Source organism: Neobacillus endophyticus (genome assembly GCF_013248975.1).
Taxonomy (GTDB): Bacteria; Bacillota; Bacilli; order Bacillales; family Cytobacillaceae; genus Neobacillus; species Neobacillus endophyticus.
On the sequence record NZ_JABRWH010000001.1, the window covers coordinates 3529167 to 3554304 of the forward strand.

29 protein-coding genes are annotated in these 25138 nt (G+C 35.9%); 18 read left to right on the top strand and 11 right to left on the bottom strand.

Annotated elements, in window-relative coordinates; all coding sequences use genetic code 11:
• Nucleotides 1-12: 12 nt before the first annotated feature.
• A complete protein-coding gene (locus HPT25_RS17445; RefSeq protein WP_173066923.1) occupies nt 13-312 on the top strand; it encodes a hypothetical protein in 300 nt (99 codons plus the stop codon).
• Nucleotides 313-793: 481 nt separating this feature from the next.
• Here HPT25_RS17445 and HPT25_RS17450 read toward each other — a convergent pair whose 3' ends face one another.
• Complete coding sequence (locus HPT25_RS17450) at nt 794-1171, bottom strand: SET domain-containing protein (protein WP_173071227.1); 378 nt, start codon at nt 1169-1171, stop codon at nt 794-796.
• A 113-nt stretch (nt 1172-1284) separates the two neighbouring features.
• Entirely contained in the window at nt 1285-1500 is a 216-nt protein-coding gene (locus tag HPT25_RS17455; RefSeq protein ID WP_173071229.1) for a hypothetical protein, read from the bottom strand.
• Between the two features lie 152 nt (nt 1501-1652).
• Here HPT25_RS17455 and HPT25_RS17460 point away from each other — a divergent pair, with 152 nt between their 5' ends.
• Nucleotides 1653-2315: a cyclase family protein gene (locus tag HPT25_RS17460; RefSeq protein ID WP_173066926.1), complete on the top strand. Its 663-nt coding sequence runs from the start codon at nt 1653-1655 to the stop codon at nt 2313-2315.
• Nucleotides 2316-2609: 294 nt separating this feature from the next.
• Here the strand turns inward: HPT25_RS17460 and HPT25_RS17465 are convergent, their stop codons facing one another.
• Nucleotides 2610-3194 (bottom strand): CGNR zinc finger domain-containing protein, encoded by a 585-nt coding sequence (locus HPT25_RS17465; RefSeq protein WP_173066928.1) that lies wholly within the window; start codon nt 3192-3194, stop codon nt 2610-2612.
• 120 nt (nt 3195-3314) lie between these two features.
• Between HPT25_RS17465 and HPT25_RS17470 the strand changes: the two genes are divergently transcribed.
• Both HPT25_RS17470 and HPT25_RS17475 read left to right on the top strand, forming a co-directional pair.
• Nucleotides 3315-3767 carry a pyridoxamine 5'-phosphate oxidase family protein gene (locus HPT25_RS17470; RefSeq protein ID WP_173066931.1) on the top strand — a complete coding sequence of 151 codons (453 nt, stop codon included), beginning with the start codon at nt 3315-3317 and terminating at the stop codon, nt 3765-3767.
• 27 nt (nt 3768-3794) lie between these two features.
• A complete protein-coding gene (locus HPT25_RS17475; protein WP_173066934.1) occupies nt 3795-4229 on the top strand; it encodes a VOC family protein in 435 nt (144 codons plus the stop codon).
• Nucleotides 4230-4298: 69 nt separating this feature from the next.
• Here HPT25_RS17475 and HPT25_RS17480 read toward each other — a convergent pair whose 3' ends face one another.
• Nucleotides 4299-4619 (bottom strand): ArsR/SmtB family transcription factor, encoded by a 321-nt coding sequence (locus HPT25_RS17480; RefSeq protein WP_312857351.1) that lies wholly within the window; start codon nt 4617-4619, stop codon nt 4299-4301.
• Between the two features lies 1 nt (nt 4620).
• On the bottom strand, nt 4621-4860 hold the full coding sequence (locus HPT25_RS17485) for a hypothetical protein (protein WP_173066940.1): 240 nt from the start codon (nt 4858-4860) through the stop codon (nt 4621-4623).
• A gap of 742 nt (nt 4861-5602) precedes the next feature.
• Between HPT25_RS17485 and HPT25_RS17490 the strand changes: the two genes are divergently transcribed.
• The 7 genes from HPT25_RS17490 to HPT25_RS17520 all read left to right on the top strand — a co-directional run bounded on the left by HPT25_RS17490 (nt 5603) and on the right by HPT25_RS17520 (nt 11792).
• Nucleotides 5603-5770 (top strand): diguanylate cyclase domain-containing protein, encoded by a 168-nt coding sequence (locus HPT25_RS17490; RefSeq protein ID WP_173066943.1) that lies wholly within the window; start codon nt 5603-5605, stop codon nt 5768-5770.
• 498 nt (nt 5771-6268) lie between these two features.
• The gene (locus HPT25_RS17495) at nt 6269-7201 is read left to right on the top strand and encodes a DMT family transporter (protein ID WP_217269744.1); all 933 of its coding nucleotides are present in this window, start codon (nt 6269-6271) and stop codon (nt 7199-7201) included.
• Nucleotides 7202-7699: 498 nt separating this feature from the next.
• Nucleotides 7700-7852, top strand: a complete 153-nt coding sequence (locus HPT25_RS17500) for a hypothetical protein (RefSeq protein WP_173066949.1) — start codon at nt 7700-7702, stop codon at nt 7850-7852.
• Nucleotides 7853-7950: 98 nt separating this feature from the next.
• Nucleotides 7951-8703, top strand: a complete 753-nt coding sequence (sigI, locus tag HPT25_RS17505; RefSeq protein ID WP_312857301.1) for an RNA polymerase sigma factor SigI — start codon at nt 7951-7953, stop codon at nt 8701-8703.
• 196 nt (nt 8704-8899) lie between these two features.
• Nucleotides 8900-9544, top strand: coding sequence for a GntR family transcriptional regulator (locus tag HPT25_RS17510; RefSeq protein WP_173066955.1), 645 nt, complete (start codon nt 8900-8902; stop codon nt 9542-9544).
• 207 nt (nt 9545-9751) lie between these two features.
• Nucleotides 9752-10348 (top strand): YitT family protein, encoded by a 597-nt coding sequence (locus tag HPT25_RS17515; RefSeq protein ID WP_217269745.1) that lies wholly within the window; start codon nt 9752-9754, stop codon nt 10346-10348.
• A gap of 532 nt (nt 10349-10880) precedes the next feature.
• Complete coding sequence (locus tag HPT25_RS17520; protein WP_173071232.1) at nt 10881-11792, top strand: DMT family transporter; 912 nt, start codon at nt 10881-10883, stop codon at nt 11790-11792.
• Here the strand turns inward: HPT25_RS17520 and HPT25_RS17525 are convergent, their stop codons facing one another.
• Entirely contained in the window at nt 11793-11996 is a 204-nt protein-coding gene (locus tag HPT25_RS17525) for a hypothetical protein (RefSeq protein WP_173066958.1), read from the bottom strand.
• A 640-nt stretch (nt 11997-12636) separates the two neighbouring features.
• Here HPT25_RS17525 and HPT25_RS17530 point away from each other — a divergent pair.
• The 3 genes from HPT25_RS17530 (at nt 12637) to HPT25_RS17540 (ending at nt 14423) form a co-directional block, all read left to right on the top strand.
• Nucleotides 12637-13632 carry a PLP-dependent cysteine synthase family protein gene (locus HPT25_RS17530; RefSeq protein WP_173066961.1) on the top strand — a complete coding sequence of 332 codons (996 nt, stop codon included), beginning with the start codon at nt 12637-12639 and terminating at the stop codon, nt 13630-13632.
• 41 nt (nt 13633-13673) lie between these two features.
• The gene (locus tag HPT25_RS17535; protein ID WP_173066964.1) at nt 13674-14000 is read left to right on the top strand and encodes a hypothetical protein; all 327 of its coding nucleotides are present in this window, start codon (nt 13674-13676) and stop codon (nt 13998-14000) included.
• Between the two features lie 192 nt (nt 14001-14192).
• Nucleotides 14193-14423 (top strand): Fur-regulated basic protein FbpA, encoded by a 231-nt coding sequence (locus tag HPT25_RS17540; protein WP_246277214.1) that lies wholly within the window; start codon nt 14193-14195, stop codon nt 14421-14423.
• A gap of 379 nt (nt 14424-14802) precedes the next feature.
• Here HPT25_RS17540 and HPT25_RS17545 read toward each other — a convergent pair whose 3' ends face one another.
• Complete coding sequence (locus HPT25_RS17545) at nt 14803-15246, bottom strand: Gp49 family protein (protein WP_173066968.1); 444 nt, start codon at nt 15244-15246, stop codon at nt 14803-14805.
• 359 nt (nt 15247-15605) lie between these two features.
• On the opposite strand from HPT25_RS17545, the gene HPT25_RS17550 reads away from it, so the two are divergent.
• Both HPT25_RS17550 and HPT25_RS17555 read left to right on the top strand, forming a co-directional pair.
• Complete coding sequence (locus HPT25_RS17550; RefSeq protein ID WP_246277215.1) at nt 15606-16391, top strand: C39 family peptidase; 786 nt, start codon at nt 15606-15608, stop codon at nt 16389-16391.
• 860 nt (nt 16392-17251) lie between these two features.
• Nucleotides 17252-17737 (top strand): hypothetical protein, encoded by a 486-nt coding sequence (locus tag HPT25_RS17555; protein ID WP_173066971.1) that lies wholly within the window; start codon nt 17252-17254, stop codon nt 17735-17737.
• 354 nt (nt 17738-18091) lie between these two features.
• Here HPT25_RS17555 and HPT25_RS17560 read toward each other — a convergent pair whose 3' ends face one another.
• The 3 genes from HPT25_RS17560 to HPT25_RS17570 form a co-directional block, all read right to left on the bottom strand.
• Entirely contained in the window at nt 18092-18790 is a 699-nt protein-coding gene (locus HPT25_RS17560; protein WP_173066974.1) for a hypothetical protein, read from the bottom strand.
• A 402-nt stretch (nt 18791-19192) separates the two neighbouring features.
• On the bottom strand, nt 19193-20272 hold the full coding sequence (locus HPT25_RS17565) for an LLM class flavin-dependent oxidoreductase (protein WP_173066977.1): 1080 nt from the start codon (nt 20270-20272) through the stop codon (nt 19193-19195).
• A gap of 237 nt (nt 20273-20509) precedes the next feature.
• Entirely contained in the window at nt 20510-20767 is a 258-nt protein-coding gene (locus HPT25_RS17570; RefSeq protein WP_173066981.1) for a hypothetical protein, read from the bottom strand.
• A 269-nt stretch (nt 20768-21036) separates the two neighbouring features.
• Here HPT25_RS17570 and HPT25_RS17575 point away from each other — a divergent pair, with 269 nt between their 5' ends.
• Nucleotides 21037-22356, top strand: a complete 1320-nt coding sequence (locus tag HPT25_RS17575) for a GntT/GntP/DsdX family permease (RefSeq protein ID WP_173066984.1) — start codon at nt 21037-21039, stop codon at nt 22354-22356.
• 51 nt (nt 22357-22407) lie between these two features.
• Here the strand turns inward: HPT25_RS17575 and HPT25_RS17580 are convergent, their stop codons facing one another.
• Nucleotides 22408-23208, bottom strand: coding sequence for a MurR/RpiR family transcriptional regulator (locus tag HPT25_RS17580; protein ID WP_173066987.1), 801 nt, complete (start codon nt 23206-23208; stop codon nt 22408-22410).
• 343 nt (nt 23209-23551) lie between these two features.
• Here HPT25_RS17580 and gntK point away from each other — a divergent pair, with 343 nt between their 5' ends.
• Nucleotides 23552-25090 carry a gluconokinase gene (gene gntK / locus HPT25_RS17585; RefSeq protein WP_173066990.1) on the top strand — a complete coding sequence of 513 codons (1539 nt, stop codon included), beginning with the start codon at nt 23552-23554 and terminating at the stop codon, nt 25088-25090.
• Nucleotides 25091-25138 lie beyond the last annotated feature (48 nt).

Here is a 25138-nt window from a genome sequence, read left to right on the forward strand (position 1 = left end):
TGTCGCATTTAAATGGTTGTTTTTCAAACAGATCCAAATGAACCGACGATAGGGACAGGTACTCAAGAGGATCCAGCAAACCAGTCCGAAAGAGCCTTCGATTCGGACAGAATCGCAAGAGAATCCTGCAAACCAGTCCGAAAGAACTCGAGAAAGGGACAGGTTCGCAAGAAAATCCAGCAAACCAGTCCGAAAGAACTCGAGAAAGGGACAGGTTCGCAAGAAAATCCAACGAAGCTGTCCGAAAGAACTCCTGATAAGGACAGGGTTGCTAAAAAATCCACCAAACCAGTCCGAAAAAACCCTCGATAGGGACAGGTACTCAAGAGAATCCAGCAAATCAGTCCGAAAGAACTCGAGAAAGGGACAGGTTCGCAAGAAAATCTAACGAAGCTGTCCGAAAGAACTCCTGATAAGGACAGGTTCGCAAGAAAATCCACCAAACCAGTCCGAAAAAACCCTCGATAGGGACAGGTTCTTTATTCGAATCCAACAAAGCAGTACTAACAGAACAAAGTTTACGAAAAGTGCCTAATAAAAAGACAGCAGAGGAATGACCCCTGCCATCTGAAAAAGTATTTAAATGTATCCACAACTGTTTAGGATAAGCCGATTTGCCTTTTTTCCATCATCTTGAAGGGAAAACCTGGTTTGGTTAACGTAATCTTCTTTCTTTCAAATTAATGGAATAAGTATGAAGTTCCTTAGTTTAAAGCAGGAAATTAGTTTTTTTAAAATGTAAATTAACATTTTAAAAACCAAATTTCCTGCTATTTTTTATCTTTTTTGAACCTTACTCTTTATCGAACCATAATGGTTCCTTATCATCAACATCACCATTATAGTTGATCAGGATTTCTTCTCCTGCTTTTATATCCTTGTAGGCATAGAAGTCAAACGTATGGTTTTGAAAGTTAATCTCATAAATGGCGTTAGGCTCATACGAATGATTAAAAAGCATTCCATAACCAAGCAAGATAGCGGTATGATTGATCCCATACTCAAACGCATAATCTGCAAGCAAAGTTTTTTCAATGTGAACATGTTCTTTATTTGGATATGGAATGACAGGAGCTTCATGAATCAGCTGACCTTTCGCTATATCAACGGTTGCAAATACTCCACGATTAAATTCTCCATCACTTAATGGAGATCTCTTGATTTCTATAATGATAATCACCTGCTATTTCTTTTATGTTTATTATCTCTATCTTACATGCTTTATATATAAAAGTATATTTAAAATTTCTCGAAAGTATCCTGTATACGTTTCTCGACATAAGATTACCGGCTTTTATGAAGATAGATCCGTTCCGCAAAATAGCTAATAATCAGCCCAAGGATGAATGGTGTTAGAGAACCAATTGACGTGTTAAAACCATTTTCATTATTGGTAAATTCATTATGGAGCATTAACCAATGAATATGAAAAGTATGTCCAACTAAGTAAAGGAAGCCAGTCGATAAAATAAATGTGCCAAACGTAACGATAAATCCCATAAAATTCACTAAAGCACCTCTAAAATAATTCAATTCTGTTCATTAATAATCATATTTATTTTGTTATTTTGGTTGCAAGTGTAGGTTGGAGGATATGTTAAAATTTTCTAGTCCTTTTATTAAAAATAGTGTTAAGGGAGAGTGGAAAGAAGATGAGGAAAAAAGTTTTTATTGATTTAAGTCATACGATTGAAAATGGACTTATAACGTATAAAGGGCTTCCTGCACCCATAATCTGTGATTATCTAAGTCGTGAAGAATCACGTAAACATTATGAAAAAGGTACAGAATTTCAAATTGGGAAAATCGAAATGGTTTCTAACACAGGAACATATGTTGATGTACCGTTCCATAGATATCCTGATGGGAAAGACCTTTCAGAAACCGTCATTGACAAAATGGCTGGCTTAGAAGGAATGATTGTACATGTTGATGAAAACACGAAAGAAATTGATGAACAGTTTTTTTATGGTCTCGATATAGAGGGAAAAGCAGTTTTAATTCATACAGGTTGGGACAAACATTGGAATACAGATCAGTATTTCGAAAACCATCCCTATTTAACAGAAAGAGCAGCAAAATATTTAATGAAAAGAAGAGCTGCATTAGTAGGGATTGATTCGGTCAATATAGATGACATGTCAGGAAATGCTCGTCCCGTACATACCCTTTTACTAGGACAAGAAATACTGATTGTTGAACACTTGTGTAATTTAAAGGACCTTTCAAATAAGAACTTTGTGTTTTATGCCGTACCTCCCAAAATTAAAGGATTTGGAACATTTCCTGTGAGGGCTTTTGCGGAAATATGCTAAAAAATGTTAAGTGAGTAAGAGTCATGTAGAAAATAAAATCAATCGTAATAGATTTTCCTAATTGTGCAAAAGGGCGCCTTTCTTTTTAATAAGGAGGCGTCCTTTTTATATAAGCCTTTGTCAATTAACAAGGCAGGTAAAATTAAATTTCAATCTGAAAACAATAACCGATTGCAACATCAGATGTTATCAAAGCTTCCCGCGTTAAAGACCAGACAAATGAAAAGGTTTAGAGACATGATTATAGGATGAACAAGGCTGCTTTTTGGTTGTTAGTGGTGGCTACGGTCCAGTTCAATTACTGTAACTTCTTTTTTTCCTTGCATAAAATTCTGCCGCTTTCTGTCGATTACCGCACGTCTCCATGCTGCACCAGCGCCTTTTTCCCGATTTTGAAGTATCGATAAAATAGAGAATGCAGTTTTCATGTTCGCATTTTCGGATACGGTCGAGAGAGACGGTGCTTAAGGTGTGAATCATCGAGTGAACGATTTGATACAGAACATGATCCAATAGTGTGACTCCTTGACAAATTAGATCCAGTTTTTCTGCGGCCTGAACAAGAGTCAGACGGACGTGTACTCGTTCGATAAGTTTTTGTATTTGATCCTTTGCATATGCGGAGGGAGTTCCTTGTTCTTCTAATTCAGTTAGAATCTCTTTGCACAGGCTGCGAAGTCCTTGAAGTTCGTCGATTAATGATTGAAGCAATTCTGGATTTTTTATCGTCTCCGCGTTAGACTCGCCCAACAGATTGTTTGCCTCCAGCCATTGAATAGTTCTCGATTGATCATCAAGAATATCATCCATCCGTTTATTGATGGTATTGACCAGATTAATCCATACTGCTCCGCCTAACACGTATCGTGAATTGTCCATAATATGTGATCACCTCCATGATTATTATAACCGTTAAAAATCTATTTACAAGTTATGATAAGTGCGATATTATATAACCATTAAAGCTAATAAATAGAGGTTATAAAGCGAGGTGGCAGGATGGAACTTAACGGAGAAAAGTTCTTACGAAGTAAGTTTCAAACGAAGGGAATCCGCATCGGTAACCAATTATCTGATCTTTTAAGCCGCTATGTGGAATCAATGGATTTTTTCTTCATTGCTACAGCAGACAAAGACGGTAATTGTGATTGTAATTTTCGTGGAGGTTCCCCTGCGGTTAAAGTGCTAGATGAGACAACTCTTATATTTCCAGATTACCCGGGGAATGGCGCTTTTCATAGTTTGGGAAACATTCTGGAAAATCCGCATATTGGCATGATATTTATTGATTTTACACATCAGCAGCGGCTGCGGATCAATGGAAGTGCTGAAGTATTGGATGACGCGGACTTGCTTGCTTTGTTTCCAGGAAGTATTCAGGTAGTGAAAGTAACCGTGGAGCAAGTGTATCGCAATTGTTCTGCACTTATTCCAAAGTTCACAAAAATATAAAATCTTAAAAGAAAAGGTGGGGTTTTTATGGCATTGACTAAAGGGGTAAACCATGTTGGGTTAAGCGTAACGAATTTGAAGGAAACAAAAGATTTCTTTGTCGATATTCTTGAATTTCAAGTATTAAAATATATAGAAGGGGACTATGCTTTTGTTACTGATGGAAATACGATGATTACCTTGTGGCAAACAGCGGAGGAGACAGCAGATGTGAAAACAGCAGGTTTACATCATCTAGCATTTCAGGTTGAATCTGTGGACCTCTTGCGCAAAATCGAAGAGCGAATGAAACAAAAAAAGATTCGCCTACAATTTGATGGAATTGGAGTACGGGGGCAGGAAGGGGGATTTATTGCACTTTTCTGTTATGAACCAAGTGGAATTCGCATCGAGTTAGCTACCACTGAGAAAGATCAATCAGGAGATATTCCCATTATAGGGGGATGCGGTGTTATAGATTAATAAAAAGGCTTAAAATAATAAAATAAGAGAACCAAGAGTGTTACACAACACTTCTCGGTTCTCTTCCAACTAATCGTGATCTTCCTCTACCAATCTTTTTAGCTTAGTGAGCTTATCCTCCCAAAAGCGTTCAAAAAAGCGCAACCAAATTTGTATATTAGCTAATGGTTCCGGTTTCAGAGTATAACGGGTTTCACGTCCTACCTTTCGGCTTTGAACAAGAGCAGAGTCAGAAAGAATATGAAGATGCTTATTCACAGCCGTTCGGCTTATTGGGAAATTTTCTACCATTTCAGCGATCGACATTTCCCTTTCAGCAAGTAATTGTAACATACTGCGACGGGTAGGGTCTGAAATGGCTTGAAAAACATCGTGATTAGGCTGGTTGATTTTATTGAATACCGAAACTTCCGGAAAATTGCATCACAACTGCTTTAACTTCCTCTAATTTTTCTGGTTTTAATAAGCTAATCATCTTAGGGACAAACTGTTGAATATCATCCATTGAAAAAGTGCCTTCATCTTGTTTCTTGAAGTTTTCAATGAGTATTTCTCTAGCTTCATCCTCTTTGCCTTCTTGCACTCGTTGTAAAATAAAATTTAAAAACATTTCTTGTCCTTGCTTGTCCATTCCTATTGCCTCCTAAAGAAGTCAAATTAAATATAACACCTTTTGGTGTCGTAAAATATTATAACACCAAAAGGTGTTATATCAAACCATTTTAATTTTGTTTATAGCTTTAGACTAATTTGTTCCTGCATGTTTACTTCTATATAAATTTTTACTTTCCGAGCATAGACAGTCGCCATTTATGGTTGTACTTTTATTTTAGTAAATGGTGGGAATTCTTTTAAAAAACATACCATAAGCTTAATTAGGAATAAAAATATAATGAGGGGAGTTATACCTTCATGCAATGGATCAAATTCACAATCAAGCAATTTCTAAAAGAGCCTCTGTGGTTTAAAATACTAATTTCAACAACATTGATTGTTTCAATTGTTTTTAGCAGCTCCTTTTTTTCGAATTATGGCTATTGTAGGAGCTTATCCAAATTGGCTGCAGCCATCTTTTTTTGTGCTTATGCTATTAAACTAAGGCGGAATCGCATTACTTCCGTTATTTTTTTTGCATTAGCAGTAATATGTATTTTACTGGCCATCCTTGTAATTTATAAGTGAATTATTCACTCGATCGTATTCGATTTGAAACAGTCGCATGTTTATTTACCTACCCCTTGAATGTAAGTTAAACTAATGAACCTATTGTCGTTGATTTAACATCACGATGTCCATAATTGTGGAAAGTGAGCAAGGGGTTCATTGTATAGGTTTATGTGATATTGATTATTTTAAGAAGATTAATGATAAATATGGGGAATTTGGCAGGCGATGTTGTTTTTAAAAATATCGCGAAAATCTTTCATCAATCAATACATGAAGAAAAGGTACTGGTTCGACTTGGTGGAGACGAATTATTGATATTCAATCCATATACAACTGCAGAACAGAGCTTGATCATTGCAGAAGCTGTTAGATAAGAAGTCGAAGAACAATCCAAATAGTTGAAAGAAGTATAATGCCCGCAAAAATTAGCCTGGGAATTGCTACAATAAAAACTTATGATGAATGAACGAGTACATTGATAAAAGCCGACAAGTTTCTGTATCAAGCAAAAAAACATGGCAGAAATCAAGTTTTCCTCATGGATAAACAAAATGTTTAACAATAGCATAAAGCAAATAAAGTCGGCAAACGCTGGCTTTTTTCGTTTTAATTGAAATGATTTATTCTACTTGCCATAATGGATATGGTCTTAGAAACCAGACATGCAAAAAGGGTAAGGGATGAAGCCGTTGAATGGCAAAAATGTCCGAATGAACGTCCGTTAAGTACAGGATCGCTATTGAGACACATATTGATGATCAAGGTAAGGAAAAGAGTATTATTTTTTGAAAAAATTTATATTTCGTTTGGCGATTAAAACCGTGTTATAATTAAAATCGTTTTTCATCGTATGATAGGAAATAGAAAGGTAAGTGTTGCGTAACATGTACGCTAGTCAATCTAAGGCTTTCATCAGTTTATTTTTGGTGTCGGTTTTATGGGGATGTAATTATCCTGTTAGTGCTTACTTACTTCATGGATTTTCCCCTGTCTTTTTATCAACAGTTCGTATTTGTTTTACATCAGTTTTTCTGTTAGTGGTTATGATCATTCATAAGGGAATGAGATGGCCTGTCAAAATAGAATGGAAATACCTGCTTGGGGTTGGAATTTTTGGTACCTTATTTAATCAGACCTTCTATTTTATTGGTTTACATCATAGCACACCGGCCAAAGCCTCTTTAATTATAGCAATGGCACCAATTGCCACCATTCTTTTAGAACGGTTTATTTTTAAAGTGAAATTAACGGTAAAAAAGGGAATTGGCGCTTTGGTCAGCCTGCTTGGAGTGATTTCTATTATCGGAATCGGTAATGGATCATTCGGTATTTCATGGGGAGACTTAAGTGTTTTAATGGCGATGATTTGTTTGTCCATTAGTATTATGTTTATCCGCGGATTATCGAAAACGATGAATTCGTACATCACAACAATTTACGCGACTATCCTTGGAAGTGTTTTGATGATACCTGCTGCAGGTGTAGAAAGTATTGCAGGTGGCACTTTGATCAGCCATTCTTTGTTTATGTGGGTATTACTGGCCTGTGCGGGAATATTAGCTCAAGGAATTGCAGGTTTTTGGTGGAATAATGGCGTTGCAGAAGTGGGGGCAGGAACAGCTTCCATGTTTATGAATATTCAGCCATTTGTTGCGATCCTAGCATCGCATTTCGTATTGGGGGACCCCATTTTGCTTACACAAATTTTCGGAGGAATTCTGGTTCTTTTGGGAGTGGGTATCGTAAATATGCCTGCTGGAAAATTCAAAACCTCGCACCCTGTTGAATCTGAAAAAAGTGCATAGAGTAACATTGGATACCAAAATTATACCTTTTTACGTCGCCATTTAGGCGGCGTTTTATTTTTTATTGTTATTATATGGACTGCTGAAAATCGTTCAATACTTTTTTAAAGCAAGCAAGTTTTTGCTTGAAGCACAGAAACAAATTTTCATTCTTGTTCATCCTGTTTCTCAGGGTACATCTTTTTAGAAACAACTTGTATACAAAATAAAGAATAACATTATTTTATTCGACCTGTTTAATTTAAGCAGCACTCGGGCATGTCTCAAGTATTGATCATGAGTAGTATTTTCTGCTTACAATGTTTGTCTAATAGGGGAAATGGTAAAGGATTGTGTAAATTGGGAGACGAAGGAAAATGCTGTTAAGTGAGTACAATGTGTATACAAAATGTTTTTTGTCCTGTAGTATTTGGTTTATGAATATTATTTTGGAATAATTTTTGACTTTTCAAAAATATTAAAAGTTTGGATGAAAATAAATGAAAGGAGAGATCTTTCATGAGAAAAAATAAAAGACATGCGGGCAACCATATCGTATTTAAAACGATTGATAGAAAAGACATTCCAGTTTTAAGTGTCAGAAGAATTTATTTATCCGAGGAAGATCTTGAGAATAAATTAAATAAAAACAAGAAATTTTTTCAAGAATAGAAATTGTTAATGATCAAAAAACATTCCTGATTTGTGATTGAAATATAAAAATACTAGTCTAGGAGAATTTGTGATTTTTAAATACAGTCCTTTGTGAGGTGAGAAAAATGCTAAATTTATCGTCGAAAGCCGATAAGAATGAGAGATCATTGGAGGAAGCTGTAATTTTAATTCAACAAGGTGACCAGCAGTTGCTTAACGAAATAATCAATTCGTACAAACCATTTATTGCTAAAGTTGTTTCTTCGGTTTGTTCCCGATATATTTATGAATCTGACGATGAATTTAGCATTGGCCTTATTGCGTTTAACGATGCGGTTGAAAAATTTTCATCCGATCATGGCAGTTTGTTCCTGGGTTTTGCAGAGATCATAATAAAAAGACGGGTAATTGATTATATTAGGATACAAGCGAAAAAACGTCACATTCACTTTGATCTTACAGTTCCGAATGACGCAGAATCGACTGAAACCATAATTTTGAATAAACTTTCTTTGAATGACTTTCATAAAAAAGAGGATGAACAGTTAAGAAAAGAAGAAATACTTCATTTTAAAGATTCATTAACCTCCTTTAATATTAGCTTTAACGATTTAGTCGAAAACTCTCTAAAACATCAAGATTCGAGAAAAAATGCGATTCTAACTGCGAAAATTATAGTTGAGGACAAAGAGCTAAAGGAGTTTTTATTTGATAAGAAGCGTCTGCCTATTAAACAATTGGAGAAACAGGTGAATATAAGTAAAAAAACACTAGGGCGGAATAGAAAGTACATTATAGCAATTGCCTTAATATTATCTGGTGATTATCTTTTTTTAAAGGATCATATTATGGGGATGTTGGATGAATGAATAGATATTTTTCTCCACAATATATGGAAATATTAATGTAAGAAAGAAGTACTAATAGATGGCCTCGGTATGGAATCGGGGTTATTCTTATGGATTGTTCCAATAATTAGAAAACACAAGATGCAAGTTACAGGAATGGAAAGATAAAACATATCGTGCCTTAAATATTAAGGACAAGTCAGTAAGGAGATTGTAAATGCTTAAAAACAGAACAATGGAACAACAAGCATACGATATGATTAAAGAAGGAATAATTGAAGGAAGATACAGACCCGGGACTCACTTAACGGAAGCTAAATTAGTAAAGGATTTACAAATGAGCCGAACGCCGATTCGTAAAGCTTTGGGACAATTAGAAACGGAAGGGCTTCTTACGCATCATAGTCATCATGGATCCATCGTGAAAAATATTCAGAAGTCAACGATGGAAATCATCAATATGGTTGAAATCCAGTTGAATTTTGCTCGAGCAAGTATAGAAAAAGCGGAAAAAAAGCAACTCATATTTGATATTTTAACATTAAGAGAATGTTTAGAAGTGTTGGATCGGGCATATCTTGAAGAAAATGGACGGGACTTTTATCAGACGATTGAGCAATTTTTTGCATCTATTATCCGTTTGAATCGAAATAATTTAATGGAAGAAATAATGGAACGTTTATGGAAACGATTTTTACTGGGGACTGCAGAACCAGCTTTTCAACTGCGAAAACAGGGAATCCAAAATTTAATAAAGCAATATAAAGAATTAGTTGATGATCTTGAGCAAAAAAATTACAATCAAGCAATTGAATTATTGAAAGAAATAAATGTTGGAATTGTTCAGGATTTAATCTTATAAAAACACCGAGACAATTATTATAAAAGCGCCCGACCAATAGGCATAAAAAGTCTATCAATCGGGTGTTTTTTGTATGAATTTAGTAAAATGTTGAACTGGAGTTGTTATTGGCAAAGAAGTGCAGTAATCTTATGAAACGTGGTATCATAAGATTGGAATATAACAGCATCAGGCAGCTGATTTTACCGATGAAAGGAAACGTAACCAGTGGGGGATATTTTAAAAATTATGATCGGAAATATCTTCATCACGATATCTTATGCCTATCTAATGGTTCCGTATAAAATTATTAATGGCGGTGTTACAAGTTCAGCCTTAATTTTACATGCTGTAACTGGTTTAGATATAGCCTTGATTGCTAATTGTGCAACCATTCTATTATTACTATTCTGTTTAGTTTTCCTGGGAAAGGAATCTTTCTATAAATCTATTTTAAGCAGCTGTTGTTATATGTTGTTTTTCAATCTTTTTTTATCAATGAAAATAAGTATTAATTTGAACATCATTGCCGTCATCCTCATTGCATCGATCTTATTATCCATTGGTTATTACTTATGCATAGCTGCTAATGCGTCTACTGTAGGATTTGATGTCATAGCTCTGATTTTACATGGCAGAAATAAAAAAATAAATATTGCAAGTACCATTCAGTATATTAATTTGTTCATCTTATTGGTAGGTTTAACTGTTTACGGGTTCACTTCCATCATAAGTGGAATCGCCTTTACTTTTATCTATTCTTATTTTTTCGGGAAATTATTGAACTGGAAACGATGGAATAGATCCTTGCCGTACACAGAATAATGCTTATAAAGTGTCGCAGAAAAATGTTTTGCGACACTTTTTAAATGTCCTTAATGATCTTTTAAATGTATTCACTTCTTTTTTTTATTGGCTATGTTAAAGAACATTGTTGATATTTAAACACTGTTGATTGGATCGGAAATCAACAGCCAAATTTAACAGCGCCTACATATTTAGAATTATTGTTTCATATTTTATTACATTCACATTTGAAAGCTTGGACAATCGATCGCATGTCAATAATTTGTGTAACTTAGGGTGAAAATAGTAGGTGTTTTGACTTAAGCTATGACTTATAAACTATTTTTACTTTACTCACCGTTATTTCATAAAGAAGGATGGTATAATAAAAAAAAGTTTATGAGGGGGCGAAAATGTTGAGGTTATATCTTGATATTTTTGAAAATGATCAACCAGCCGTTCATTCCTAAGTCGGGGGATGAATGGTTCAATTTATGACAACGAATCATACCTCGTCTTAGGGGAAACAGTTGAAAGGATTCCCAATCATAGACGGAGGTAAATAATTATGATGAGACAAAATTTAATTGGTGCAATCTGTTTATCTTTAGCCGCAAGTATGTGGGGCAGTGTGTATGTGATTAGTAAATATATTTTGGAGTTTGTTCCTCCTTTAACATTAGTTTGGTTGCGCTATGTTATTGCTTTTGTTTTCTTATTTGCGCTCTTAAAAGCAAATCAAGCAAAAAGGAAAAAGCAAGAAACGTTCAGGAAAAGGGATTGGTTGTTACTCGGATGGATCGGGTTTATTGGATATTTTATTTCCATTGCCTGTCAATTCATTGGGACAAAATTAACGGATGCGCACACGGGAGCTCTCATAACGTCGGCAACGCCTGCTTTTATCGTCATCTTTGCAAAGTTTGTACTAAACGAGAGGTTTACTGTTCGAAAAGTATTGGCTGTGGTGCTAGCAACAAGTGGTGTTGTAGTGGTTGTTGGTTGGAGAACCAATATTGGAAACTATTTTTGGGGCAGTCTTATTTTAGTAGGGGCTGCCATTACATGGGCTTTATTATCTGTCTATGTAAAACTTGCTTCCCAACGGTTTTCATCCTTAACCATAACGACATATGCCATATTGTTTGCCTTTATTTTTACAACACCGGAAATGTTGTGGGAACTTCATTCGAATGTACTATCTTCACAAAACATTTGGGTTATTTTAGGTGTTATTTATTTAGGTATTGTAGCAACAGCCGGAGCCTTTTTTCTTTGGAATAAAGGGATGGAATTAATGGATGCTGGAATAGGTTCTTTATTTTTCTTTTTCCAGCCAATTGTTGGCGCATTTTTAGGCTGGCTCTTGCTAAATGAAAAATTGAACATTCAATTTTTTATCGGTGGCTCCTTAATTGTAGCAGGTGTGCTAATCGTTACGATCCAAAAGGAAAAGGTTCGTAAAATAAGCATGGACCAATAATTAATCTATTTTTCGCACTGTTTTTTCAGTGTTTTTATTGATCCGCAATAAGAGATACTCTGTTTGAATTTGGGACCAAATGAAGCCGCCGATCATTAATGCTATATACATTTTTCGATCTTGCCTTGTTTCTGTGTAGCGATTCAGACTAATACCAACGAAAACGACGATGATATGAATTAATATGTGAATCCATGGCTTCATAACCCATCACCCATTTATTTATTTTCAGTAGTATTTAATTGATCAGTAAAGAATATACTGAGATCAATTTCTGGTTAAATATTGTTTGGATATGATCGAAAATTCAGTAATAAAGGTTCATTTCAAAAAAACTACATGAAAAATTTCATGTGGTTTTTTTGCATAATCGGTGGATTGCATTAAGTCAGTTAAAAAAGCTAAGGAAACCTTACGGCATTTATGACAGATATTCTAACAGTTCCGATAATGTAATAAAAGAAAGCTCCTTTTAATTCAAGCAGACCGTGGTGAAAGATTTATGAAAAATTTTTATAATTCACACTTTACTTATTGGAATAATTGGAGTAACATGAAGGAAATTAAAAAAGTTGCTGATTGGTCAACCAAAGGCGCCTTACGCTAAAACGCGTAATAGGCGCCTTTTTTTGGCCTATTGGAAAGAATAGCTTTCTTATCAGGTAAAAGTGCATCAAGGAATATTTCGTGTGCATTGGCCTCGCAGTCGTAAAGCTGTACTATCTTTTCGGCGAACTTCACCACTGTCTTCACCCTACCAGGCTAGCCAGTTGACAAGAATTCTTTATCTAAGCAATCCTTTAGTACTTTTCGAAATATGAGGAAAATGAATGGAGGAAGGATTATGAGTAAAGTTGTTACAAACCAAATTAAAAAGTCCATTTCTGAACTTGTAGGCAGAACTCCGTTATTAGAAATCGTGAATTATGAAAAAGAAAATCAATTAGATGCTGAAATTATTGGTAAGCTGGAATATTTAAACCCTGCAAATAGTGTCAAAGACAGAATTGCCAAAGCAATGCTGGAAGAAGCAGAAAACAGAGGGGTGCTAAAGAAAGGAACTACAATCCTTGAAACAACAAGTGGTAATACAGGTATAGGCTTAGCTGCAATGGCAGCATCCAAAGGCTATAAACTCAGAGTTTACATGCAGGACGGTGTAAGTGAGGAGAGAACAAAAGTTATAAAAGCATATGGAGCAGAAGTGATTCCATTTTCCAATGTGCCTGAATTAGTTCAGACACTGGAAGAAACCGATGGGGACTTTGTTGCAGTCATTAATGTTTTTAAAAAATCGGTTGCAGAAAAAGAAGAAAATGTTGTTTTTCTAAATCAGCTTGAAAATGAAGCCAACCCCCAAATACATTTTGAGACAACAGGTCCTGAAATTTGGGAGGATACGGCTGGTCAGGTAGATATATTGGTAGCAGCAGTTGGTACAGGTGGAACGATTAGCGGGACAGGGGCGTATTTAAAGTCGAAAAACCCAAATGTTTTGGTAGTTGGCGTGGAACCAGGAATGGCATCAATTGCGACATTAGAAAATCCAGATATTACAGAAATCACTGGTGTACACAGGTTCTCAGATATAGGGGATGAGAGAGTTCCAGCAAATGTAAATAGCAACGTGATTGATGAAATAATCGAGGTCGAGACTAGTGAAGCTTATAATGCAGCAAGAGCAGTAGCAAAATCCGATGGGATCCTAGTTGGAATTTCCTCTGGTGCAGCGATCTGGGCAGCAACACAGCTGGCAAAACGCCCGGAAAATAGAGGGAAGAGAATTGTGACGATCCTTCCAGATACGGGTTTGAGATATTTATCAACAGACTTATTTTAATAGAAATGTAAATTTTAAAATATATATGGAGGCTGCTTGAGATGAAAACAGTGAGGAAAATTGCATCTAACCATAAGGAGAACTCTTTCGAATCCAGTAAATATCTTAATTTACCAGATTTACAATTTTACCAATGGTGCAATCACCACTATATGATTAATAGAGGAGTTTATAACACCATTGATCAATGGTTCTTTGACTATGGAATTATCAATATACATCACCGCAGGATTCAAATTCTAGGATTCTTAGAATTTGTTAAGCCTAATCATATTGGGCAAAATCAGAACAAATTTATACGATTTGGTCATGAAGGACTTAAAAAGAGGTTATATGATTTTATTAAAACAGGACAAATGCAAAACTGAAACTCACCTTAAGCGTGGAAGTTGGTTCATTTGTTCAAGTTCTAAGTGAAAATGGTTTTAACTGTTAATTACTGTATTATTAAATTAATTGGCTATGTTTAAAGAACACGATGGATTCTTTACAAACTGTTGATTGGAGAGGAAATCAACAGCCAAGTTTAACAGCTAACAGCACAATAAACATAGCTATAAATGGAGGGATTGGGTCTGAAGAATAGGCTTCAAAAAGCAATTGAAAATAGACGAAATAAATTAATAGATAAATTGATTGCTTTTAGTGTGTATAAAAAGGAAGATAAGCATCTTTTTGAATTATCACTATCAGAACTTGAAGATGAATATAGAAAATTTAAATCCATCTGTCATCCTCATTTTGATTTAGGGGCTTTACGATGGAATGGAAATATTACTAAAAATAAGTGATTCCATTTTTAAGGGTTTGTGATTTTTACATCACGGACCCTTTTAAAAGTTTTAGCCAATTTAAGCAAATTAGTTGGTTAAATAGAAAGAATTTTTCTTACTTCTAGAGGGTTCAGCCCAAAATCAAATCCTTATAGCCCTGTTTATTATCTGTATTTAACCTGGTGAATCAAACATCGCAGAAAAAGTTCTAATAATTGTAAATTTTAAGATAAATACATGTTACATAAATTGGTATAATTTTAATAAGAGGTGATGGATGGATGAGGAAACGAAAATTGAATTTAGAAGAACTAATTAAAAAGTAATTGCAAATTTTCCGCCCTTAATTATAGAAATATGAAAAGGCCAGTGACTTTTACACCACTGGCCCTTCCTTTTAATCAACTTGTAAACTTTGATATTTGTATTCTTCCAATTCCCAAATTCTTTTTTTGATGCGTTCTAAACAAAGCTTGGCATTAACATCCTTATTATAGTTTTTAGGATCTGCGCTCGTGGTTGATTCTGTGAGGATAAAACCATTTGCCAGTTGAACGGCAACAAGAGTGCACTTTCCAAAAAGTTCAACAATTTCAATTTTAGCTGTTTCGATGATGGTATCAATTTCTGATTCTGTCAATTGGAAATTTTGAGCTTGCTGCTTGACTGTTTCTAAATCAAGTATAGAATAATCGGTAGGTTCAAAGGCCATATCAAAGGCTTGTTGTGATATTTCATAGACCTCGTGCGTTTCTAAATTTTTAACCTTTACTTTCCCATCAGCCGAGATTTCCATCACTTTCACTTTGCTATTCGTCCCTTTTACACGGTAAGCCTGCAATCTTCCTTCCCCCCATTAAATTGTCCCTGAAAAATCAAAGTGGTCTGCAGAATGACCAACCATATCAACTGCTTTTAGTCTGACAAAAACCCACTATTATAAATAGCTTATTCACGAACAATTAAGCTGTGCTTCTAGAACGTATACAAAAAATCAAAATTTTCCTCTATTAAAATCAAGCACCTGTGTTTCAGTTAACAAATTAAGGGAAAGTTAAGATTTTTTTCATATAGTAAAATTGTGATAGTTTAGTAATTATTCCAAGAAGAAGAGGAGGAGGACTCATTTCTTTACGAAAGAAAATAGTCATTATATTCTTTGTTTTCATGGCTCTATTTCTAACTTTTTCAGTCACCTTCATGATACATAAGGGGATGACCACTTCATCTCCGACCGTAAAAACCAAATCGTTATCAATGCGCGAAATAGCCCTAGCTGTAAAGGAACCAATAAAAGAACAACAAGAGCAGACACAATCCATACAAAAACAGACAATACAGAATCAAACTCCTCAAAAACAGCAGGTAACAAGTATCCCGATGCAAAAACAGCCAATTGCAGCGACAAGCAAAATATTAAATGTTGCTCTTATTAATCAACTTGACCCACCACGGCTTTATAACGGTTGTGAGGTAACAAGCCTTGCCATGATTCTTAATTACAACGGTTACCATGTAACCAAAAATGTATTAGCCAAAAGTATAAAAAGAGTCCCACTTATTTACAGTAATGGCCTAAAAGGTAATCCAAACGTTGGGTTTGTAGGCAATATGGAAACAGGACCAGGATATGCCGTATATAATGGCCCTATTTACAACTTAGCAAGGCAATATGCGGGAGCTAAGGCTATAAACTTAACAAACCATTCATTTAACGATATTTTAAATAGAGTAAGTCAAGGTGAGCCGGTGTGGATTATTACAACGGAAACATTTGCTCCAGTTTCAAATTTTGAAAGATGGCATACACCACAAGGAACCATCCAAATTACCTTTAAGGAGCATAGTGTTGTCATAACTGGTTATGATCATAATTATATCTATATCAATAACCCATACGGTGAAAAAAACGAAAGAGTAAACAGACGAAGTTTTGAGGAAGCGTGGGAACAAATGGGTAAACAAGCAATTGTGATTATAAAGTAACATATGTGTTCTTAAGGGATATCCTAATAGATATTGGAGTTTCATATAAAGAAGCCGTTAGCATACGACTTCTTTTTTCTTTAGGCTGTGTTAAAAGAAATTTCTGATTTTCTAAACCTGTTGCCTGGTGCGGATGTGGCGATGCTCCAGCTGGAGTAGAGACAGGGGAGTACCCACTCTTAAAAGGGTGTATATTTACGTGTGGGTTATTACTATTTTTTCAGATAATCAAAATATTAGAATGTATGAATTTCACACAGAAAAAGAAGCAAGAAAATCTTCCGGGAAAGTCAAAGACTGTGAATTTCTTTCTGAAATTATTTACTTTCATAATCAAAGGTGCTCATAAACTCTTTTCGAACAAAAAAAGGCGGTTGAAAACGCCTTTTTTTTGTGTCTCATTTTGTAATTTTTCACTTGATCTGAATATTCTATATAGAGTTTTAGACCAATTTATTTAATATGCTGAAGGGGTGAACAAAATGGCAAATAAAGCTAACAACAATAAAAAACAAAATGCTGGAGCTTCTAAGAATGGCAATAGCAAAAACAATAATAATGCGAAAAAAGCAAACAAAAAAAATAAGAAAAAATAAATGTATATATAAAGAAAATAGGTGAAAAATCCTCTTTTTGTATATGAAACTTGAAGGGGATTTTTCTTTGCGAAAGTTTTTTTCTAGCTATTTTATAAACATTCATTTTTTATGAAAAACTTCATGAAAGGACTAAATTCCTAATTATGGTGATAAATGTAGAATTGTGAAGAATAGGCAGGATTTTTGGTTTTTTAAATGGAATATATAACATAACGACAAATATTTATCCATCCCATCAAGAGTGAAAGAAGGTAAATATTGATGAATGAAAAATTCTTTGCTGATTATAAAAATTTTATTGTGGTACCAGTAGAGGAAAAGCAAGTAGGGAGAAAAGTTTTTGATCCCCAAAATTATGAGGGCCACTATATTCTGACAATGTCAATTTTTAATTCTCGTTTATCTTCCTTGAAAGATGCCAACAAATATGAAATAAATATTGAAAAAAGTATTAAAGCCGTTCTGGATGATTTCAATCAAAGGCAAAGCGGTCTATATTATTTGCAGGCTCTTGAAGTAGATACATATAAAAACTATTTTATTTTGGCCTTATCTTCTAAAACGAAATTTGAGCCGGGGGAAGAGTATGCTCGAATTTCATTTGTTATCGATAAATTGCTTACGAATGCTTTTTATGTTGGACAAAATTGGTTTAACCTAATCGGTAACAAGGGAAGAGTGGAACGGAAACTTTTTAGCTTTTCCTTTAAGGAATATAAAGCCGGGAGTCAAGTTCAAAATTATTAAAATAAAAAAGACTTAACATTTTTGTTAAGTCTCTCATTTAATATGATGTTTCTCCCTGTTTATATCTAAGCTTCTCTTTTTGACTCCTTTCCTTCCTTTTTTTAAATCTATATTAAAAAAGAAGAATCATACATTTCTTCCGTATTTGGACGATAGGAAAATGTAACTCTCCAATCAGGCATAAGTGCACTAAGGAATGCTGTGTTAGCATTAGCCTCGCAGTCGAAAAGCTGTGCTTTACGGTGGACTACACCTCTGTCTTCGCCCAAACAAACGGGCTCGCCAGTCGCCAAGTTTTCTTTATATCCGTTAATAAGCTTATCAATACAGTATTTTCGTTAATTGATCGATTTCTTACCCTCCTCTCAACATGAAACTGGGTTGGTTATGATCACCTGGACCGATAAAATCTAATGCCGCAGGAGAGAATCCGGTAACTTTTCTTTTCCATTCCTCTGTATAAATTCGGATTGGTGTGGAACATTCATTTTCCTGAAATGTTCGATCTCCAAAAGATGTCCTCTTGCTTACTAATATCCCAAAGACGCTTCTCTTCTTGTTCTTAATCTTATTGGCAGCTAATTCCTCTTCTACTTCTTTATTATGCTGCAAGGGAATGTTTGCAGCAGTGTGGAATTCTTCCTCAATTGAAGCGATTTTCCCGATCTCAGTGTTATTTATAACTAAGACGAAGTCATATCCTGTTTCCGTTTTCTTTTGAACGATCGCCAGCTCTTCTGTTATCCATGTGAACCTATTCTCGGATTTATTCAGGGGTGAGTCTAGAGAGTCTTCTTTTTTCTTAATGACACGGTAAGATGCTTTTGCCCCTATTTCTTCATCTGTAAAGTCGAATGGTTTAATGTTGTTTGTATGAACCAGGTACACATCGTCGACTTTTTGTTTACTGCTCAATTGGACACATAAAGCAATTTCTTCTTTCACCGCCTTCCCCTCACTGTTTGAGAGTGTAGGGACATTCATTTTCATTCCAGGAAATTGAACGAAGATGTAACTGAAGTTTTTCTGGGGCTGTACATCCTGAAGTCTCATATACTCACAACCTTTCCGATCTTTTCAAGGGTATTTTCCTTGTAAGAGTATAATTCAATATTTTTCCTTTCATTCCTGTTTATATAGGCTCTGTTTTCATCGTCACTTTCTTATGAAATGCGATGGTTCCTCCCCTTTGTTGAGTAATTATGAGTAAATCTACTATCGAAAAACATCAATAGATAAGTATTTGTCGTTTCATTCTATGTGAAAAAAAAGAGGGGGGATTTAGTTCTAGTTCATATCTAAATTTACTATGCGATAGATTGACGGACATGAAGCGATCGTCGCCCCTTGTTTATGGATGGATGTAATTCTTTCATTTGACCGATCGGATCTGTAAGTAAGGGAAAAAAGAAAAAACTCAAGTGAATCAATAGTGATCCGCTTGAGTGATTTTTTCTAATTACATGACTTACTTATTTCCTTCCTTACAATCGGAGCAACCTCAAATGCTAACAGCTCGATACTTTTAGCTATATTCTTATAAGGAACTCCGCCGATATCCATCTGAGCCAGAAATCGTGTATGACCAAACAATTCATATTGATGAAGGATTTTTTCAACTATTTCTTGTGGACTGCCTACAAACAATGGTGTATTCGGAGCTGTTAGTTCTTCGAAGTCATCTCGTGACAACTGGCCGCCCACACCGCGTTGACGATTTACGATGGACCAATAATTTGAATAATAGGGATAAAATTCATCTCTGGCTTGCTGCGAAGTCTTTGCTAAATAGCCGTGTCCCGTAATGCCGACGTTGAGATTTCCAGCGGGATGACCGGCCTCGATGCCCGTTTTACGATATAGATCGACCAGAGGTTTAAATCTTGCTGGATCTCCTCCAAGAATAGCGATTGCCATTCCGACACCAAATCTGCCAGCTCGGGCAGCACTTTCCGGCGTACCTCCAATACCAACCCAGATAGGAATCTGGTTTTGCAATGGCCGAGGAGCAATTTCGACATCCTCCAAGGAAGAACGAAAGTGTCCGTTCCAAGATATTCTCTCATTTTCGTTAAGCTTCAAAAATAAATCCAGATTTTCTAAAAATAATGGATCATAGTCATTTGTACTAAAACCAAAAAGCGGGAAGGACTCCAAAAAAGCGCCCCTGCCTGCGATGATTTCTGCACGACCTTCTGAGAGTAAATCCAGTGTGGCGAAATCTTCGAACAGTCTGACAGGATCAACAGTACTTAACACGGTGGTGGCACTTGTCAGTTTAATATGTTTAGTTTGCTGGGCAATGGCTGCCAATACTACAGGCGGTGAGGAAATGGCATAGTCTAATCGATGGTGTTCACCTACACCAAAAACATCGAGTCCAGCCTCATCTGCTAGTTTAGCTGCTGCAATGATTTCTTTTATTCTTTGCTGGGCACTTAACGTTTTTCCTGTACTCGGGTCAGGACATAAATCTCCAAGCGTGTATAGTCCAATTTCGATACGTGTATTTTCATATTCTGCATTTTCCTGCATGTTGGTGTTCCCTCCGGTCAAGATTCTTAAAGGTGATCAAAATGCAATATAAATATTTCTTCATTCGCTGCATCAATTTTAATGAACTTAATTCATTTACGCAAATAATGTGAAACGATCAACATCCGATGATCTATATTATGTACCTCATTATTGTCCTGATTATTTTGGGCCAAAATTTGATGAAAAAAAGCCCCAAATCAATTTTCCGAAAGGGGCTTTAAAATACATTCTTATTTAACTAAATCTAACAAATACAGAAACACCAAATACGCCAAAACTCTCACTTAAGATTTGTTCGAAGCCATTATCTAGCAAGCAATTTCTTGCAGAAGTATAGCGGCGTCCAGTCCGTAAGAAACGGCTGCATCCGTCTGCACTGCCAATAACTGAAGCTTCAACAATCGTTCTTGGAGCTTGTCGATCTAATGGATTTCTTTCCCAGAGAATTGTGACAACATCTGGTGGACGAGGAATAGAAACATCATTCGCCATATCAATCACCTCGCTTTCACATTTCTATATTAAATGAAGAGGTGGCGGGGATTGCTTGTTCAAATGACCCACTTGGAGAAAAATGGGGAATATATTAAATTAATTTTTTTTTCATAAAAACATTGATAAAAGAAAATTTTTTTCATATAATAAGCATATAGTTTGAAAGTGCTTTCATCTATTATTGAGCCGAATAATCAATCTTAAAGAGAGAATGATAAGCTTATTGATAGAGAAACATCAATAAGAAGGGGAAGGTGGGAAAATTAATGTTTCATCTAATTATTACGTTATTGGCAATCATAATTGTTATTATCGGTGTCTCAGTTTTTAAATGGCATGCTTTCATAAGCTTAACCATTGCAAGTTTATTCCTAGCGATCTTTTCCGGTCTATCAATGGATAAAATCGTAAGCGGATACGAAACAGGTGTTGGCGGTGTTTTGGGCCATTTGGTCGGAATACTAGCGTTGGGGACCATCTTGGGGAAAATGATGGCTGAATCTGGAGCAGGGCTGCAGGTAGCGAACTTTTTTGTCAAAACCTTTGGTGTTAAAAAACTTCCTTGGGCCATGATGGTTGCAGGTTTCATTATCGGTCTTCCAGTATTCTTTGAAGTAGGTATTTTAATTGTTTTGCCATTGGTAATTTCACTTCAGAAAACAACGAAACAAAATATTTTACTCATTGCATTACCTGCCATTGCAGGATTGTCCATTGTACACGGTTTAGTACCTCCGCATCCTGGGGCAATTGCCGCAATTGGCATTTATAAAGCCAACCTTGGTAAAGTTCTAATGTACTCGATTCTTATTGCGATTCCGTCAGTAATTATCGCTGGTCCATTATATGCTAAATTTATTCATAAAAGGGTTGTACCTGAAGGGGAACCTCAGTTAATTAGAATTAATATGGCTGCTAAAAAGCTGCCAAGTACAGGAATTTCATTCTTTATTATTTTACTGCCAGTCATTTTGATGATTTTATCAGCTATTGCACCATATACAGCACTTACCGATAGTTTGAAAAAAGCATTCATCTTTATTGGAAGCCCGCTGATTGCACTTTTGATCGCATGCTTTGCAGCGTTTTATTTCCTTGGCATTCGTCAAGGTATTGATAAAAACGGTATAAAGAAACTTGTAGAAGATTGTATTTTGCCAGTAGGCTCTATCATTTTAATCATTGGTGCCGGCGGCGGTTTTAAACAAATTCTAATCGATAGCGGTGTAGGGGCTACGATCGGAAATATGTCCCAGCATTTGAATTTATCACCGCTTGTTTTAGCTTTCTGTATTGCTGGCCTGATCCGTATTGCAACTGGCTCTGCTACGGTCGCGCTAACAACAGCTGCGGGAATCGTATCACCTATCATTCAACATATGTCAGGTGTTAACCTTGAGCTGCTTGTTATTGTGACAGGAGCTGGATCTTTAATGTTCTCACATGTGAATGATGCAGGCTTCTGGATGGTAAAAGAATACATGGGCCTAAGCGTGAAAGAAACATTCAAAACGTGGACAGTATTAGAAACGATCCTTTCATTTGTAGCTTTCGGAGTGGCATTAATCGTTAATATGTTTGTATAAATGAAAAACTCCCTCATTATCATTTGAGGGAGTTTTTGTGTTTTAGGACGATTATGAAGTCCTTTGGCTTTTTTGTTGAAAGATATGGTAACATAGTGCGTCAATAAGGCAAATTTGGGCAACTTGAGATGCAAACTCTAAAGGCAAATATTCTGTACCATCTGCGTAGGTATAAAGGCCAATATTTACGTTTAAACTGATAGGTGATTTTGGGAACGCTGTAATTCCAATCGTTTTCGCACCAGCAGCGTTTGCAGCTTTTAAAATATTCATGGTTTCTTTATTCGAGCCGGAATGGGAAATAAAGATGGCGACATCGTCTTTTGTTAAGTGAGTAGCTGACATGAGCTGAAAACTGGGGTCAGGAAAAGCTGCAGCTCTTAAACCCGCATTCATGAACTTTTGAGCAGCATCCATGGCGATGACCGCGGATCTGCCGGTGCCGTAAAATTCAACCCGTTTTGCCATGTGAATATTTTCGATTGCTTTTTTTAAAGAATGTTTATCAATCATATCTAATGTGTTTTGCAGTATTTTTATATTGGAATTGAAAATTTTTTTGGTAAGGGTCATTTCATCATCATTTGTGGTAGGTTCCTCTTGATCCGATCGCTTTTGCATTAATAATTCTGATGCCAGTGCAATTTTCATCGCTTGAAAGCCTTTAAATCCGATTCGCTTAGAAAAGCGAAATACCGTTGCATCCGCAATATTTAAATCATTAGCAACTTCATTAATAGCCTGATGTATCACTAATTCGGGCTTTTCCAATATATAATCGGCGATTTTTTTTTCCTTTTCGCTAAATTTATGGTAAGAGGATCGAATGGCTCCTAGGCAAGTAAGTGACATTACATTTGTTCCTTTCGTAATAGACCTAAGTAAAGTATAGCATATGAAATAAGTGAAAAAAATTTTCATGATAAATGATTTATTAATTAAAAAAAATTTCGTATAATAGTAGATAGATGAAAAAAATTTTCTTAAATATTATATTAGAAAGATTCTATTGAAAGAACAAGGCCTTTTAAAAAAGATTTGGAAGCATTTTTAAAGTGAAGGTTGTTATATGAGAGGAAAGTATTGCTTTCTTATCAGGCATTAATAGGCAACTGCGCCTCTGGCATCGCCCTTTTGGGTTAGGCAATCGGCGAGTTTTCTTTAACATCAGCGAGTTTTCAAGGAGGAACAATTAATGAAAACAAAATATGTAATCGGTGTTGATATTGGAACGACCAGTGCTAAAGCTGTTCTTTATGCAAAAGACGGAAAAGTTATTTCAAATCATGGAATTGAATATCCTTTATTTTCTCCAACACCGGAAACGGCGGAACAAAATCCAGAAGAAATTTTTAGTGCCGTAATAAATACGGTGAAGAAAATCATGCAAGAAAGCCATGTAGAGCCTAAAGATATTCTATGTGTGTCATTTAGTTCAGCTATGCATAGTGTTATAGCTGTGGACCAAGAAGGCAAACCGTTAACAGAATGTATAACATGGGCAGATAACCGTAGTTCAGATTGGGTTGAAAAAATTAAAACAGAAATGAATGGACATGAAATTTATTTGCGTACTGGTACGCCGATCCATCCTATGTCACCGCTAGCCAAGTTAGTTTGGTTGAGAAATGATTATTCTGAGTTATTTTCGAAAACTTATAAATTTATTTCCATAAAAGAATATATTTTTTATAAGCTGTTTGGAAAATATGTGGTGGATTACTCGATCGCTTCCTCAACAGGTTTATTTAATATCTATACGTTAGCGTGGGATGAGGAGGCTTTAAATATTGCTGGAGTGACTCCTAAACAGCTGTCTGAACCAGTTCCGACCACTTACAGATTAACCGGAATGAATGAATCTTTTGCAAAAGAAATGAACTTGCTTAGTTCAACCCCATTTGTAGTTGGTGCAGGTGATGGCGTGTTATCCAATTTAGGTGTAGACGCCATTGATCCAGGTGTTGTAGCAGTAACGATCGGGACAAGCGGAGCCATTCGTGCAGTGTCTGACAAGCCGATTACGGATCCGAAAGGTAGAATTTTCTGCTATGCGTTAACAGAAAATCATTGGGTGATTGGCGGCCCTGTTAATAATGGAGGCATGATTTTCCGTTGGGCCAGGGATCAACTGGGTGAAACAGAAGCAGCTGCTGCCAAGCGTTTAGGAAAAGATCCATATGATATATTGACTGAAATAGCCGACCGAGTAACGCCAGGGGCAGATGGATTATTGTTCCATCCATATTTGGCAGGGGAGAGAGCTCCGTTATGGGACTCAAATGCCAGGGGATCATTTTTTGGACTTGGTATGCACCATAAGAAAGAACATCTTATTCGTGCCATCCTTGAAGGGGTAATCTTTAATTTATATACTGTTTTGCTGGCATTGACAGAGTTAATTGGAGAGCCTAAGAAGATTCACGCAACCGGGGGTTTTGCGAGATCAGAGCTATGGCGGCAAATGATGGCAGATATCTTTAATCAGGATGTCTATATTCCGGAGAGCTTCGAAAGTTCATGCTTAGGAGCAGCTATTTTAGGTTTATACAGTTTGGGTGAAGTGGATTCATTAAATGTGGTATCTGAAATGGTCGGTGCAACCTATCATCATACCCCAAACAGCGAAAATGTAGCGATTTACGAGGATTTAACGCCGATCTATATACGTGTTTCAAGACTATTGCAGCAAGAATATGAAAGTATGGCGGCTTTCCAGAAAAAGTGGGTTTAAAATTGGTGAAAAAAAGCGGACAATGCATTGGCGTTGTCCGCTTTCTTT